Source organism: Microbacterium insulae (genome assembly GCF_042677065.1).
Taxonomy (GTDB): domain Bacteria; phylum Actinomycetota; class Actinomycetes; order Actinomycetales; family Microbacteriaceae; genus Microbacterium; species Microbacterium insulae.
Genome location: NZ_JBHTII010000002.1, coordinates 215602 through 230072 on the forward strand (window position 1 = coordinate 215602; position 14471 = coordinate 230072).

At 69.4% G+C, this 14471-nt stretch carries 12 protein-coding genes and 2 tRNA genes; 5 read left to right on the forward strand and 9 right to left on the reverse strand.

Annotation, left to right across the window (positions count from 1 at the left end; translation table 11 throughout):
• Positions 1-27 precede the first annotated feature (27 nt).
• Together ACFQ0P_RS13580 and ACFQ0P_RS13585 are read left to right on the forward strand one after the other, a co-directional pair.
• A complete protein-coding gene (locus ACFQ0P_RS13580) occupies positions 28-816 on the forward strand; it encodes an ATP-binding cassette domain-containing protein (RefSeq protein ID WP_204979195.1) in 789 nt (262 codons plus the stop codon).
• Between the two features lie 62 nt (positions 817-878).
• Positions 879-951 (forward strand) — tRNA-Asn (locus ACFQ0P_RS13585).
• Between the two features lie 55 nt (positions 952-1006).
• Here the strand turns inward: ACFQ0P_RS13585 and def are convergent.
• Positions 1007-1573: a peptide deformylase gene (gene def / locus ACFQ0P_RS13590; RefSeq protein ID WP_204979196.1), complete on the reverse strand. Its 567-nt coding sequence runs from the start codon at positions 1571-1573 to the stop codon at positions 1007-1009.
• A 51-nt stretch (positions 1574-1624) separates the two neighbouring features.
• Between def and ACFQ0P_RS13595 the strand changes: the two genes are divergently transcribed.
• Positions 1625-2701 carry a DMT family transporter gene (locus tag ACFQ0P_RS13595; RefSeq protein WP_204981420.1) on the forward strand — a complete coding sequence of 359 codons (1077 nt, stop codon included), beginning with the start codon at positions 1625-1627 and terminating at the stop codon, positions 2699-2701.
• 64 nt (positions 2702-2765) lie between these two features.
• Here ACFQ0P_RS13595 and ACFQ0P_RS13600 read toward each other — a convergent pair.
• A tRNA-Ile gene (locus tag ACFQ0P_RS13600) sits at positions 2766-2839 on the reverse strand.
• Positions 2840-2853: 14 nt separating this feature from the next.
• Positions 2854-4878 carry a DUF262 domain-containing protein gene (locus ACFQ0P_RS13605; RefSeq protein ID WP_204979197.1) on the reverse strand — a complete coding sequence of 675 codons (2025 nt, stop codon included), beginning with the start codon at positions 4876-4878 and terminating at the stop codon, positions 2854-2856.
• Between the two features lie 213 nt (positions 4879-5091).
• On the opposite strand from ACFQ0P_RS13605, the gene ACFQ0P_RS13610 reads away from it, so the two are divergent.
• Together ACFQ0P_RS13610 and ACFQ0P_RS13615 are read left to right on the forward strand one after the other, a co-directional pair.
• Positions 5092-5865 carry a hypothetical protein gene (locus ACFQ0P_RS13610; protein ID WP_204979198.1) on the forward strand — a complete coding sequence of 258 codons (774 nt, stop codon included), beginning with the start codon at positions 5092-5094 and terminating at the stop codon, positions 5863-5865.
• A 205-nt stretch (positions 5866-6070) separates the two neighbouring features.
• Complete coding sequence (locus ACFQ0P_RS13615; protein WP_204979199.1) at positions 6071-6574, forward strand: DUF3145 domain-containing protein; 504 nt, start codon at positions 6071-6073, stop codon at positions 6572-6574.
• Positions 6575-6715: 141 nt separating this feature from the next.
• On the opposite strand, the gene ACFQ0P_RS13620 is transcribed toward ACFQ0P_RS13615, so the two are convergent.
• The 6 genes from ACFQ0P_RS13620 to aceE all read right to left on the reverse strand — a co-directional run bounded on the left by ACFQ0P_RS13620 (position 6716) and on the right by aceE (position 14390).
• On the reverse strand, positions 6716-7954 hold the full coding sequence (locus ACFQ0P_RS13620; protein WP_204979200.1) for a beta-ketoacyl-[acyl-carrier-protein] synthase family protein: 1239 nt from the start codon (positions 7952-7954) through the stop codon (positions 6716-6718).
• Positions 7955-8099: 145 nt separating this feature from the next.
• Positions 8100-8348 carry an acyl carrier protein gene (locus ACFQ0P_RS13625; protein WP_124293295.1) on the reverse strand — a complete coding sequence of 83 codons (249 nt, stop codon included), beginning with the start codon at positions 8346-8348 and terminating at the stop codon, positions 8100-8102.
• 71 nt (positions 8349-8419) lie between these two features.
• Positions 8420-9421 (reverse strand): beta-ketoacyl-ACP synthase III, encoded by a 1002-nt coding sequence (locus ACFQ0P_RS13630; protein WP_204979201.1) that lies wholly within the window; start codon positions 9419-9421, stop codon positions 8420-8422.
• A gap of 14 nt (positions 9422-9435) precedes the next feature.
• Positions 9436-10350: an ACP S-malonyltransferase gene (locus tag ACFQ0P_RS13635; protein WP_204979202.1), complete on the reverse strand. Its 915-nt coding sequence runs from the start codon at positions 10348-10350 to the stop codon at positions 9436-9438.
• Between the two features lie 84 nt (positions 10351-10434).
• A complete protein-coding gene (locus tag ACFQ0P_RS13640) occupies positions 10435-11652 on the reverse strand; it encodes a PucR family transcriptional regulator (RefSeq protein WP_204979203.1) in 1218 nt (405 codons plus the stop codon).
• A gap of 8 nt (positions 11653-11660) precedes the next feature.
• Complete coding sequence (gene aceE, locus ACFQ0P_RS13645; protein WP_204979204.1) at positions 11661-14390, reverse strand: pyruvate dehydrogenase (acetyl-transferring), homodimeric type; 2730 nt, start codon at positions 14388-14390, stop codon at positions 11661-11663.
• Positions 14391-14471: the final 81 nt, after the last annotated feature.

Genomic DNA, 14471 nt, shown 5'->3' on the forward strand with positions numbered 1-14471 from the left:
CGCGCGGCGGCACGGCAGGATGAGGAGATGACTCGACGACGAGAAGCCGACGTCGCCATCCGTGCGATCGATCTGTCCATCGCCCGAGCCGGACGCGGCGGCCCCGCCCAGCGCGTGGTCGACGGGGTGACCTTCGAGGTGGCTCACGGCGGAACGCTGGCGGTGATGGGTCCGACGGGCTCGGGCAAGTCGACCCTCGTCTCGGTTCTCGGCGGGGCGGGCGACGACGGCGTCGCCGTGGTCGGCGGCGATGCGGTCGTCGAGGGCATCCCGGTCCGGCGCCCGGGCCGCGCGCTGCGCGAGCTCACGTACTTCACCGGTTTGCTCCCTCAGGCGGCGGGCGCCCGGCTGCCGGCGCGACTGACGGTGTCGGAGGTCATCGGCGAGCCCATCACCGGTCGGGACCGGCGCGTGAACCAGCGTGCGCTGTCGGTGCGCGTCGCGACGCTCCTCGACGAGCTCATGCTGCCGCTGGGCGCCGCGGCGAAGTACCCGTACGAGCTGAGCGCCGGCATGCGCCAGCGGGTCGCCTTCGCGCGCGCGCTGGTGCTGCAGCCGAAGCTGTTCATCGGCGACGACCCTTTTGCGAACCTGGACGTCGAGGCGCGGAAGGCTGCGCGCGACGCGCTCCTGCGCCGGAGGCGGGAGCTCGGCATGTCGATGCTCGTGGTCACCAACGAGCCGGACGTGGTGGGCGAACTGGACGCCGACGTGCTGGTGCTGCGCGCGGGACACGCCGTCGCCTACGGGCACGGGACGAGGGACCTGCTGTGGACGCCCAGCGGTGAGGCCGACCCCCGCCTGGTGGCGTCGTGACGTCACGAGCACGCTGAAGCGTTTGCTAAGATGGTGTGGTTGTCCGCGCGAGCGGGCAGTATTCCTCCATAGCTCAATTGGCAGAGCAATCGGCTGTTAACCGATAGGTTCTTGGTTCGAGTCCAAGTGGGGGAGCGAAGGCCCCGAGGCTCCACCCTCGGGGCCTTCTTCGTTGTCCGGGGGCCCCGGTTCAGGCATCGATGTCGTCGACGCCCGGCGTCCAGGAGTGACCGGGCCGGCCCCAGCCGCGCTTGCGCGCGATCTTCTGCGCGGTCTTCCAATCGCCGTCGCCGAGCCGGTCGACGTAGAGGATGCCGTCGAGGTGATCGAACTCGTGCTGCATGATGCGGGCGCGCCAGCCGTCGACCTGGATCCGCACCGGCTCGCCCTCGAGATCCGTGCCCGTGACGAGCACCTCCTCGGACCGCCGGAGCGGGAACCGCTCGCCCGGGAAGGACAGGCACCCCTCGGACTCCTCGTCCTCGTCGGGCTCTCCGGGTTCGAGTGGCCGCATCCACAGTTCCGGATTGATGATGACGCCGCGCCAGGGGGCGCCGTCGTCGTCGGTGTACGAGTAGGTGTAGACGCGAAGGGGAACGCCGACCTGCGGGCCCGCGAGGCCGACCCCGGGCGCGGCATCCATCGTCTCGAACATGTCGGCGACCAGCGTGCGGATCTCGTCGGTGATTTGGTCGATGGGGCTCGCGGGTGCGTGCAGGACGGGGTCACCCATGATGCGAATCGGCAGAACGGCCACGCCTTGAGCCTACCGACGGGCGACGGCGGCTAGTGTCGATGTGTGCTGTGGATGACGGACGAGCTCCAGGACGTGGGCGACCAGCTGGTCGGCGCGTTCCAGAATCCGGCCCTCCTCTACGGCATCCCGCTGGCGCTCCTCGGCGCCGTCTTCATGTCCTTCGGCGCCCAGTACCAGCACCGCGGAGTCACGAAGGTCGAAGCGCTCACCGGTTCCACGGGCACGAGCGGCCTGAACGTCCATCACCTCCTCAAGCTGCTGTCGCGGCCCTCGTGGGTGATCGGCACGGTCATGCTCGGCCTCGCGATCGTGTGCCAACTGTCGGCTCTCGCCGTCGCTCCGCTGATCGTCGTGCAGCCGCTCGGCGCCATCGCCCTGGTCATCACGACCCTGCTCAACGCGCAGATCAGCGGCCATCGGCCGACGAAACGGTCGCTCATCGCGATCGCCGCCTGCGTGGGCGGCATCTTCGTCTTCGTCACCATCGCCGCCCTTTTCGCCACCGAGAAGCCGGTGACCAACCAGCAGCTGATCACGATCCTGATCCTGTTCGGCGTCGTGACCCTCGCGCTGGGCGGACTGTGGCTGTGGCGTCGTCAGCGCATCGGCGCGCTCTTCTACATCTCGGCCGCCGGCATCATGTACGGCTTCGTCGCGACGCTCGCCAAGGTCATCATCGAGCGGATCAAGGCGGGCGACTTCGAGTGGCTGACCCTCACGTGCGTCGTCGCTCTGATCCTGGGTGCGATCATCGGCGCCTACTTCGTGCAGACCGCGTACGCGTCCGGGCCCCCGGACCTCGTGATCGCGGGTCTCACGGTGATCGACCCCATCGTCGCGATCCTCATCGGTCTCACGATCCTGGGTGAGGCCAGCGGTGCGCCGCTCTGGGTGTATCTCGCGTTCACGGCGGTCGGTGCGATCGCCGTGTGGGGTGTGTACCAGCTCGCTCGATACCACCCCCAGATCCTCAGCGACAGTCAGGAGCTCCCGATCAAGAGGGGCAGTGAGCCGGGCGCGGATTCCACGCAGCCGATGACCAGCTCCATCCGCGTCACGGAAGCCGTGGCGAAGGTCTGGCCGGAACCGCCGGTCAAAGACAAGGCGGACCCGCCGGGTTCAGTCTGAGGCGACCGACCTCGATTCGTCGATCGTGCCGGAGGGGTCGCCCGATGGCGACCCCTCCTCGAAGTGGGGCGGGTGGGACTTGAACCCACGATCGTCGGGTTATGAGCCCGCTGCCTTGACCAGCTTGGCCACCGCCCCCTGCGTGACCGAGCCTAACGCCCGGCGACCCGGTTCATCGCGTCGCCGATGTAGGAGTACTTCACGAAGACCTCCGGGGCTATTCCCGCCTCCTCCAGCACTCCCTGCACCGCGCTGAGCATGTAGCTCGAGTCCCAGCCCATGTAGAGCCACGTGCCCTCGTCGAGGCTGTCCCACTGCCCGTTCCACGCCCGTTCCGCGTAGACGGGTCCGCCACGCCGATCGCTGTAGGAGGTGACCGCACGCCGGTCATCCGCCCACAGCCGCTTGAAGATGCGGTTGAAGAGGTACTTGACGTCAGGGACCTCCCAGTGCTCGCCGCGGTATTCGACATACGACCACTCGCGCTCCCAGCCCATCGGCCACCCGCGGCGATGCACCGCGTCGAGGATGGGGGTGAGGCCGTCATCGTCGATGAGCGTCGTCCCCGGCCGGGGCCAGATCTCGACGAACCGCCCGCCGAGGGCGGCGGAGCGCTCCGAGACTGCGGCGGTGCTCCAGGACTCGGTGAGGGCGAGCTCCTCGTTGAGAGGGATCGCGCTGCGCGCGTAGACCCTGCGCTTCTCGGGGAACGAGGCATCGAACGCGCGGAGCGCGAGGTCGCTTTCGAGAAGCGTCAGGTTGCCGAGGGTGCCGCCGAGAGCCCGTGCGCTGTTCTGCTCGTCCTCGGAGTACTCCGACCACGCCCGCGCGCCGTCTCCGGTCCAGGTGTCGGACGGCGCCGCGGGGAACACCCGCTCCACGTCGAGCCCGTCCACGTGGTCCAGGCCTGCCAGGCGACCGAGGACATACGCGGGGTGGGGGAGTTCGGTATACTTCAGCGCGGCGCGGATGCGCTCATCCGACGGGGTGATGCGCGAGATCGCGGCGACCAGCGAGTCCCACCCGGCGTCCCGCGCGCGGCAGAGCCGGGCGACCAGCCGATCCGTTCCCGGCCCGACGATCGAGCGTCGAAGGAGGAGGGCCTGGACGTGCTCGAGGGTGGCGATCAGCTCGTCACGGTCGCACCCGCCACTCTTCCAGTCGCGGTACGCGCGCATCACGAGCGGATGCATCGCCGTGCCGAAGGTCCCGAGCCACCGGAGCTGCTGTGAGACCGCGGCATCCGTTTCGAGGTGCGGTTCGCGGAGCACGCGGTGGATCTGCGAGTAGTCCCGCCACTCCGCGGCGTGCGCGCGGAGGTCATCGATGTCGAGGCGCGGGAAGACCTGCCGGAAGGTGTCGTAGACGCCGCGGCCTCGCGCGACCACCACTTCGCGTCCCGTGGTCATCACGAGGTACTGACGCCAGAATTCGCCGATCGAGTCGCCGGTGTTCTGCTCGATGGGGAGCCAGTACTCCGTCTCGATCTCCCGCTGCTCGGCATGCGACAGACCCATCAGGACGTAGTTGTGGATGAGCTCGTGATCGCGCAGCGGCTCACCCGTGGAATTGAGGCTCTCGAAGATCTGCTGGGCGTTGGCACCCGCGCCGAGGGTGATGGCGACGTGCTCGAGCTTCTGCAGGCCGCGCCAGATGTGTGCGGCTTCGTCGGCTGCCACCTGGCTGCGGAAGAACGCGTAGTTGTCGTCGAAGCGCGACTCGCGGGCGGCCGCGTCGGCTCCGCGCCGGCCGAGGACGACGCTCTCGAAGACGTCGGCCCACGCCGCGTGCGGACGCAGCTTCGTCGCGGTGTCGTCGCCGGGCGCGAGCAGCACCCGTGCGAGCTCGTCCGCCATGGCCGGGTCGGACTCGCGGACCGTGTGCTGCAGCGCGGCGACGAGCAGCATGAGGGTGGTGATGCGCTGCTGCCCGTCGATGAGCACCAGTTCCGGGCCATCGCCGGCGCGCCCCGTCGACGACAGGACGGACCCCAGGAAGTGCATCCGCCGGTCGTCGAGATCGGCGACGGCGCGGATGTCTGACAGCAGCTGTTCGCAGGCCCCGATGTCCCAGCGGTACTGCCTCTGGTACACCGGCACGACGATCGTCCATTCGCCCGCCGACAGCCAACCGATCGTGTTGACCGCGGTCGCGTCGACATTCGTGGCACTGACCATCGCCCGGATACGCTCCTTCGAAGCTCATCGGCGCGGGAGCTGGAAGCCGCCGGACACGCCGCGGACGAGTCTAATCGACCCTCCGCCGCACGCTGAGGAGGCGGCATCCATTTTCACGGTCCCGCCTCGGGGGCTCCCAGGACCCCGCGGGTAGGCTTGCCTTAGTTGGGCCTGTTAAAACGTGCTGGCCCGCTGACCGAAAGGCAATCCGTCATGGGTTACATCAAGTCCGCTGCGCTCGAGGAGACCGGCTACGTCGTCCTCGACCGCTACAACCAGGAGCTCGACCCCAAGGAGTGGCTCGACATCGAGTACAACGACTGGAAGTCGTCGGGCGACACGCGCTTCGCGCCCCTCGCCAGCGCGTTCGGCGAGATCGAGTGCAACGGGTTCTGGAACCACAAGCCGCCGCGCACCGACAAGGACGGTGTCTGGATCGACTCGCAGGTCGAGAAGGCGCCGAACCTCACGCGCCGCGCCCAGGAGCCCGGCGCGAACGTCGGCCGCTGCCGCGTGATCGAGCTGCAGCCGACCCCGTACGGCGAGTGCCTGTACAACCTGCACCAGGACGACAACAACCGGCTGAACCCCGACGGCACCGGCTGGGTCGTGCGCGGTTTCTTCAACCTCACCGACGACAAGGACAGCTTCTTCGTGCTGCGTGAGAACCGCACCGACCCGGAGGGCGAGGTGCGCATCGCGCTTCCCGCCGGCGCGCAGCTCATCATCGACACGCAGCGCCTGTGGCACGCGGCCACGCACGTCGGCAGCGAGCCCCGCTACTGCCTGATCACCTCGTGGACGTCCGGCCCCGAGCTCGACGCCTACATCGAGAAGTACAACGGCGTGAACCACACCGAGAGCGTCTACGTCCCGCAGGACGTGCTCGAGGCAGGCTACGCCGAGCAGGCACGCAAGGACGCCGCTCGCGCCGCTTACTACGCCGCGAAGGGGCAGGCCGCCGTCAACGTCATGAGCGAAGCCTGATCCACGGATCCCTCGAGCGCCCCGGTCGATTCGGCCGGGGCGCTCGTCGTCGCCGCCAGGTCCGCGAAGGGATGCTGCGACAGGCCGAATGACACGCTTGTCATTACGTCGGAGGTTGGTGATAATGGCGAAAGCACAATCGAACATCCGCTGGATCCCGTGCTCAGGTCGTTGGGGAAGACGCACCTGATGAAACGGAGAGATCATGGCGACACCACAGGCGCGTGGAGTGATCTACATTCACTCCGCGCCACGGGCATTGTGCCCCCACCTCGAGTGGGCGGTCGGTCGTGCGCTCGGGCGGGCGGTGAGCTTCGACTGGGCGGACCAGCCCGTCCTGCACGGCGCTCGGCGCACGGAGCACTACTGGGAGGGCCCCGCCGGCACGGGGGCGGCGCTCGCGACCGCGATCCGCGGCTGGGAGCACCTGCGCTTCGAGGTGACGGAGGACCCGACGCCGCGCAGCGACGGCGGACGGTGGCTCCACACGCCCGGTCTCGGCATCCATTACGCCCAGACCGACACGGCCGGCAACGTGGTGATCGGTGAAGACCGCATCCGCTACGCCATGGAGGTCTCGGGCGGCAGCGCGTCGGAGCTCCACCGCGAACTCCAGGTGGCACTCGGCGCCGCGTGGGATGAGGAGCTCGAGCCGTTCCGTCACGCCAGCGACGACGCGCCCGTCGTGTGGCTGCACAAGGTCGGCTGAGGACGGATCGCAGACTCGGGCGCGCGAGGCGTCAATACCGAGGCTCGGAGGACGATGATCCCGGGCCGCGGGAACGCGAATCGCCGCCTGACACGACAGACGCCCCCGGAGCACTCCGGGGGCGTCTTCGTACGCGGCGGATCAGACCGAGCGGATCGCCACCACGGCGTTGTGACCGCCGAAGCCGAACGAGTTGCTGATGGCGAGCTGCGGGCCGTCGCCGAGCGGCACGGTCTCTCCCGACACCCGCAGCGGGATCTCGGGGTCCTGGGTCGAGATGTTGATCGTCGGCGGTGCGACGCGGTCCCGCAGCGCGAGGATGGTGAAGATCGCCTCCAATGCGCCCGTGCCGCCCAGGAGATGTCCCGTGGCGCCCTTCGTCGCAGAGACGGGGATCTCGTGCACCCTGTCGCCGAAGACGCTCAGCAGCGCCTTGTACTCGGCGATGTCGCCCGTGGGGGTCGACGTGGCGTGGGCGTTGATGTGGGTCACCTCGTCGGGCGTGGCCCCGGCCTGCTCGAGTGCAAGGCGCACCGCGCGCGAGGCGCCCAGGCCCTCCGGCTCCGGTGCGGTGATGTGGTACGAGTCGGCCGTGACGCCGCCGCCGACGATCTCGGCGTAGATCTTGGCGCCGCGGGCCCTGGCATGCTCCTCCGTCTCGAGGACCAGGCATGCGGCGCCCTCGCCCATCACGAAGCCGTCGCGGTCGACGCTGTACGGGCGCGACGCGGTCTCGGGGGAGTCGTTGCGCTTCGACAGCGCCTGCATCGCGGCGAACGCGGCGAGCGTGAGGCCGTGGATGACCGCTTCGGAGCCGCCCGCGATGATGACGTCGGCCTGACCCGACCGCAGGGCCTCGAACGCGTTCACGAGCGACTCGGTGCTCGAGGCACACGCGGAGGCGACCGTGCGCGCGTATCCGCGCGCGCCCAGATGCATCGACACGGCGGCCGCGGGCGCGTTCGGCATGAGCATCGGCACACTCATCGGCATCACGCGACGCGGACCCTTGGTCTTGAGCACGTCCCACGCGGCGAGCGTGGTCTGGAGGCCGCCGATGCCGGTGGCGAAGTCCACGGCGAAGCGCTCCGGGTCCACCTCGGGCTTGCCGGCATCCGCCCACGCCTCGAGCGCGGCCACGAGGGCGAACTGCGCCGACGGGTCGAGCCGGTTCGCGACCGGCCGCTCCAGGACGGTGTCGGGACGCACGAGCGCCTCGGCGGCGAACGTCACGGGGATCTGGTATTCCTCCACCCAGTCGTACTCGAGGGTGTGGGCGCCTGAGGCGCCTCCCAGGAGAGCGGACCAGCTCTCGGGCGCGGTTCCGCCGAGCGGGGTGGACGCACCGATGCCGGTGACGACGATGCGGGGTGTGCTCATGAATCAGAGTCCTCGGTGTTGACCGGTGGGGGCCGTAGCCCCCACCGAGGCGTGCGTCAGCAAGCCGGGGGTGTGGGGCGGAGCCCCATCAAGGTGCGTGCGTCAGCAAGCCGGGGGTGTGGGGCGGAGCCCCACGGGGATGGTCCTACGCCTGGTTCGACGTGATGTAGGTGACGGCGTCGCCGACGGTCTTGAGGTTCTTGACCTCGTCGTCGGGGATCGTGACCCCGAACTTCTCCTCGGCGTTCACGACGATGGTCATCATCGAGATCGAGTCGATGTCGAGGTCGTCCGTGAAGGACTTCTCGAGGGCGACCTCGTCGGCCGAGATGCCGGTCTCGTCGGTGATGAGCTCGGCGAGTCCTGCGAGGACCTCGTCGTTGGTGAATGCCATGGTTTCTCCTGTTCTCGGGGGGTGCGGGACCGGGCGGTCCGCGTCAAGTCTATGGTCGGGGTCGTGCCGGTTCAGGGGAGGACGACCACCTGCGCGCCGAACACCAGTCCCGCGCCGAAGCCGATCTGCAATGCCAGTCCGCCGCTCAGCTCGGGGTGCTCCTGAAGGAGCCGGTGGGTCGCGAGGGGGATGGAGGCCGCGGAGGTGTTGCCGGTCGTCTCGATGTCGCGGCCGATGATGACGGACTCGGGCAGCCCCAGCTGCTTTGCGAACTCGTCGATGATGCGCATGTTGGCCTGGTGGGGCACGAAGGCGGCGAGATCGGATGCCTCGACCCCTGCCGCTTCGAGCGCCTGACGGGCGACCTTCACCATCTCCCACACCGCCCAGCGGAACACCGTCGGACCCTCCTGGCGGAGCGTCGGCCACGGTGCGGCCCCGTCGCGGAACTCGTTGAGCGTGTGGTTCATGCCCACCGCGTCGGCCTTCGATCCGTCCGAGCCCCACACGGTGGGTCCGATGCCGGGGGTGTCGCTCGGACCGATGACCGCCGCGCCCGCCCCGTCGCCGAGGAGGAACGAGATGCTGCGATCGGTGGGGTCGACGATGTCGCTGAGCTTCTCGGTGCCGATCACGAGGGCGTAGTTCGCAGCGCCGGCCCGGATGAGGGCGTCCGCCTGCGCGACGCCGTAGGCGAAGCCGGCGCACGCGGCGTTGACGTCGTACGCGGCTGCCGGGTTGGACCCCACGCGATCGGCCACGATCGCCGACACCGACGGCGTCTGCTTGGGGTTGCTGATGGTCGCCACGATCACCGCGTCGATCTTGGACGCGTCGACCCCGGACTTCTCGATCGCCTCGCGCGCGGCATCCGTCGCGAGGTCGATGGCATCGGTCTCGGCGACCGCGCGGGTGCGCGTCACGATGCCCGTGCGCTGACGGATCCACTCGTCGCTCGAGTCGATGGGGCCGACGAGGTCGTCGTTGGGCACGGCGATCTCGCCGCGGGCGGCGCCGTACGCGTAGATGCGCGTGTGGGCGGCACCGGTGGGCTGAACGAGTGTGCGGGTCATGCGGGATTCTCCGGTCAGGCGTCGGCGGAGCCGAGGAGGTCGGCGGCCGCCGGGAGGTCGTCGGGCGTCTTGACGGCCACGGCGGGGACGCCGCGCAGAGCCCGCTTCGCGAGTCCCGTGAGCGTACCGGCCGGTGACAGCTCAACGATGCCCGACACACCTGCGGAAGAGAAGGCCCCCATGCACAGGTCCCAGCGCACGGGGGAGGCGACCTGGTCGACGAGCAGCTCGACGAAGTGGTCGCCCGTGTCCACCGCGGAGCCGTCCCGGTTGGTCCACACCGTCACACGGGGGTCCGATGCCGACACCTCCGAGGCGGCGGCGCGCAGCGCGTCGACGGCGGGAGCCATGTAGCTCGTGTGGAAGGCTCCGGCCACCTGCAGCGGGATCACGCGCGTGCCGGCGAGCGGTTCCGCGGCCAGTCGGGCGAGCGCGTCGAGCGCACCCGCGGCGACGAGCTGCCCACCCCCGTTGTAGTTGGCGGGTGTGAGTCCGAGCTCTTCGAGACGCGAGACGACGGATGCCTCGTCCCCGCCGATCACGGCGCTCATCCCGGTCTCCGCCGCCGCGGCGGCCTCGGCCATGGCGCGGCCCCGGATGCCGACGAGGCGCAGTGCGTCCTCTTCGCTCAGGATCCCCGCCGCTGCGGCGGCTGCGAACTCACCCACCGAGTGGCCTGCGACGCCGTCCACAGACTCCCGGCCGGGCAGCGCGTTCCAGGACAGCAGGCTGGCCGCGACGATGAGCGGCTGTGCGACCCGGGTATCGCGGATCTGGTCGGCGTCCCACTCGGTGCCGGCGGTGACGAGATCCACACCCGCCCATTCCGAGTACTGCGAAAGCCGGTCGGCGGCGCCGTCGAGGGCGAGCCAGGGGGAGAGGAATCCGGGGGACTGGGAGCCCTGCCCGGGGAAGACCGCGATTCTCACTCGTCCATCCTGCCAAGGATCATCGGGCACCCTCTGGCGATCCTGACACAAGAATGCCGGGATCGTTTGTGAGAGGTGTACAGATCAAGAGGTCGACCGGCGAGCCTGCGGAGCACGGCGGCGAGTGGCATCGGTCCCGATGGACCCCAGGATCAGTGCGGTCTGCAGGATCAGAGCCTCCCGCGGACCCGTCGCATCCCAGCCGATCACCTCGGAGACCCGCTTGAGGCGGTACCGCACCGTGTTGGGGTGCACGAAGAGCTCACGAGCCGTCGCCTCGAGCGAACGGCCGTTGTCGAGATAGCTCCACAGCGTCGCGACGAGGTCGGTGCTGTGCGCCTGGAGGGGACGGTAGATGCGATCCACGAGGGTCTGCTTCGCCAGCGGGTCTCCGGCGAGGGCGCGCTCGGGAAGGAGGTCGTCGGCCTCCACCGGGCGTGGAGCATGCCGCCACGCACGCGCCACCGCGAAACCGGCCAGGGAAGCGCGCGCGCTCTGGCCGGCGTCGACGAGCGCGGGGACGGTGGGGCCGAGCACGAGGAATCCGGGCCCGAAGCCGGGCTCCAGTCGCGCGGCGATCTCGGTGAAGGGCAGGTCGGTCGGGATGTCGTCGGGGCGCGTCGGCGGGTCGGCGCGACCGAGCACGAGCACGAGGCGCGAGCCCTGCACGCCGATCAGCACATCGACGCCGAGCTTCCGCGCCGTGCGGCGGAGCTGGTCGATGTCGAACTGCGGTGGCGTGGTGCCCACGAGGACGGCGACTTCTCCGTGACCATGCCAGCCGAGGGCGGCGATCCGACTCGGCAGCTCCTCGTCGGCCTCGCCGGTGAGGATCGAGTCGACGACGAGCGCCTCGAGGCGCGCATCCCACAGGCCGCGTGCCTCCGCGGCCCGCGCGTACACGTCGGCCGCGGCGAAGGCGACGTCGCGCGAGTACAGCAGGATTGCCTCGCGCAGGTGCTCCCCCTTGCCGGCGACCCGCTCCTCGGTGATCTCGACCGTCACCCGGATGAGCTGGAGCGTCTGCTGGAGGCTCACGCTGCGCAGCAGCTCCCGCGGCGCGACGGCGAAGATGTCGGCAGCGATCCACGGGGTCGAGGTGGGGTCCTCGTACCACGAGATGAACGACGTGATGCCCGCCTGCGCGACGAGGCCGACGGCCGACCGCCGCGCGGGCGGCATGTCGGCGTACCAGGGGAGAGTGTCCTCCAGCCGCTTGATCGTCGCCGTCGCCAGGTCTCCCGAGATGCGCCGCAGCCACGCGAGCGTCTCGGTCTTGTCCATCGAGGCGGAGGCGGGCATCGTGTCGGTCAGCTCTCGCCGCCCGCGTTCCCGCTCGTTCCGGCCGTCACGTCATGGAGCCGGTACTTCTCGATCGCCTGCGCGGCCAGGCTGCGGTCCACCACGCCGTCGGCCGCGAGGGCCTGGAGCGTGCGGACCACGACCGAGGGGCCGTCGATCTTGAAGTAGCGGCGGGCGGCGGCGCGCGTGTCGGAGAACCCGAAGCCGTCGGCGCCGAGCGTGACGAAGCGGTTCGGAACCCACGGACGGATCTGGTCCTGGACGGCGTGCATGAAGTCGCTGACGGCGACCACGGGCCCCGCGGCATCCTTCAGCTTCTCGGTCACGTAGGCCGTGCGCGGCTGGGCGTCCGGATGCAGGAAGTTGTGCTCGTCGGCCGCGAGACCGTCGCGCCGGAGCTCGTTCCACGACGTCACCGACCACACGTCGGCCTGCACGCCCCAGTCGTCGCGCAGCAGCTGCTGCGCCTCGAGGGCCCACGGCACGCCGACGCCCGACGCGAGGAGCTGCGCGCGAGGTCCGTCGCCCTCGGGCGAGGAGATGCGGTGGATGCCGCGAACGATGCCGTCCACGTCCACGTCCTCCGGCTCGGCCGGCTGGACGAGGGGCTCGTTGTAGACCGTCAGGTAGTACATGACGTTCGGGTCGGGGTGGTTCCCGCCGTACATGCGCTCGATGCCCGAACGCACGATGTGCGCGATCTCGTAGCCGTACGCCGGGTCGTACGAGATGGTCGCGGGGTTGGTGGACGCGAGCAGCTGCGAGTGCCCGTCGGCGTGCTGAAGGCCTTCGCCCGTCAGCGTTGTGCGGCCGGCCGTGGCGCCGATGATGAAGCCGCGCGCCATCTGGTCGCCGGCGGCCCACTGGGCGTCGCCTGTGCGCTGGAACCCGAACATCGAGTAGAAGACGTACACCGGGATGAGCGGCTCGCCGTGGGTCGAGTAGGCGGTTCCCGCCGCAGTGAAGGCGGCGACGGCCCCCGCCTCGTTGATGCCGACGTGCACGATCTGCCCCTGCGGGCTCTCCTTGTAGGCGAGGAGCAGTTCGCGGTCGACCGAGGTGTAGTTCTGGCCGTGCGGGTTGTAGATCTTCGCCGTCGGGAAGTACGCGTCCATGCCGAACGTGCGTGCCTCGTCGGGGATGATCGGGACGATGCGGTGCCCGAAGTCCTTCGCGCGCAGCAGGTCCTTCAGAAGCCGGACGAACGCCATCGTGGTGGCGATCTCCTGGGTTCCCGAGCCCTTCTTGGGAAGGGCGTAGGCGTCGTCCCCGGGGAGCTGGAGGCCGACGTGGTGGGTTCGGCGCTCGGGGAGGAACCCGCCGAGGGTGCGGCGGCGCTCCAGCATGTACTGGATCGTCTCGTCGTTCGGGCCGGGATTGTAGTACGGCGGCAGGTACGGGTTCTCGTCGAGCTGCTCGTCCGAGATCGGGATGCGCATCGAGTCGCGGAAGTACTTGAGGTCCTGCAGCGTCATCTTCTTCATCTGGTGGGTCGCGTTGCGGCCCTCGAAGTGATGACCCAGGCCATAGCCCTTGATCGTCTTGGCCAGGATGACCGTCGGCTGGCCCTTGTGCTCGGTCGCGGCCTTGTAGGCGGCGTAGACCTTGCGGTAGTCGAGACCGCCGCGGCGCAGCTTGCCCCAGATGTCCTCGTCGGACCAGTCCTTCACGAGGGCGGCCGTGCGCTCGTCGCGGCCGAAGAAGTGCTCGCGGATGAACGCGCCGTCCTCCGCGCGATAGGTCTGGAAGTCGCCGTCCGGAGTCGTGTTCATGAGATGGACGAGAGCGCCGTCGGTGTCGTTGGCGAGCAGCTCGTCCCACCCGCTGCCCCACACGACCTTGATGACGTTCCAGCCGGCGCCGCGGAAGAAGCTCTCGAGCTCCTGGATGATCTTGCCGTTCCCGCGGACGGGCCCGTCCAGGCGCTGGAGGTTGCAGTTGACGACGAAGGTCAGGTTGTCCAGGCCCTCGTTCGCGGCGACCTGCAGCTGACCGCGGCTCTCGACCTCGTCCATCTCGCCGTCGCCGAGGAACGCCCACACGCGCGAGTTCGAGAGGTCCTTGATGCCGCGGTTGGTGATGTACTTGTTCGACATCGCCTGGTAGATCGCGTTGATGGGGCCGAGACCCATCGAGACCGTCGGGAACTGCCAGTACTCCGGCATGAGACGCGGATGCGGGTAGGACGGGATGCCGTCGGGCGCCTGGGACTTCTCCTGGCGGAAGCCGTCGAGCTGCGACTCGCTGAGCCGGCCCTCGAGGAACGACCGTGCGTAGATGCCCGGCGACGCGTGACCCTGGATGAAGACCTGGTCGCCACCGCTCGGGTCGTCGAGCCCGCGGAAGAAGTGGTTGAAGCCGACCTCGTACAGCGAGGCGGACGAGGCGTAGGTCGAGATGTGCCCGCCCACGCCGATCCCCGGACGCTGAGCCCGGTGCACGGTGATCGCGGCGTTCCAGCGAAGCCAGCGGCGGTAGCGGCGCTCGAGCTCTTCGTCGCCGGGGAACTCCGGCTCGTTGTCGGGAGCGATGGTGTTGATGTAGTCCGTCGTGGGGACCTGCGGAACGTTCAGCTGCAGTTCGTGCGAGGTCTGCAGCAGGCTGAGCATGATCTCGCGGCCGCGGCCGTGGCCCTTTGCCTGAACGAGCTGCTGCAGGGATTCCTGCCACTCGGAGGTCTCATCGGGATCGCTGTCGAGGGGGTCCTGCGAGTACGGATCCTGATCGTTGACAGTCACAGATGACCTTTCGTCGTCTGGCAGATCATGCCAGGTGATCGCTGCCGGAGCGGCGCAGGCTTTGTCCGCTCTGCACAACGC

Bases quoted from the DNA above. Each gene is read 5' to 3' on its own strand.
- ACFQ0P_RS13580 (WP_204979195.1), top strand. From the start codon at position 28: ATGACTCGACGACGAGAAGCCGACGTCGCCATCCGTGCGATCGATCTG.
- ACFQ0P_RS13610 (WP_204979198.1), top strand. From the start codon at position 5,092: ATGGGTTACATCAAGTCCGCTGCGCTCGAGGAGACCGGCTACGTCGTC.
- ACFQ0P_RS13640 (WP_204979203.1), bottom strand. From the start codon at position 11,652: ATGCCCGCCTCCGCCTCGATGGACAAGACCGAGACGCTCGCGTGGCTG.
- ACFQ0P_RS13620 (WP_204979200.1), bottom strand. From the start codon at position 7,954: ATGAGCACACCCCGCATCGTCGTCACCGGCATCGGTGCGTCCACCCCG.
- ACFQ0P_RS13630 (WP_204979201.1), bottom strand. From the start codon at position 9,421: ATGACCCGCACACTCGTTCAGCCCACCGGTGCCGCCCACACGCGCATC.
- ACFQ0P_RS13625 (WP_124293295.1), bottom strand. From the start codon at position 8,348: ATGGCATTCACCAACGACGAGGTCCTCGCAGGACTCGCCGAGCTCATC.
- ACFQ0P_RS13615 (WP_204979199.1), top strand. From the start codon at position 6,071: ATGGCGACACCACAGGCGCGTGGAGTGATCTACATTCACTCCGCGCCA.
- ACFQ0P_RS13605 (WP_204979197.1), bottom strand. From the start codon at position 4,878: ATGGTCAGTGCCACGAATGTCGACGCGACCGCGGTCAACACGATCGGT.
- ACFQ0P_RS13595 (WP_204981420.1), top strand. From the start codon at position 1,625: ATGACGGACGAGCTCCAGGACGTGGGCGACCAGCTGGTCGGCGCGTTC.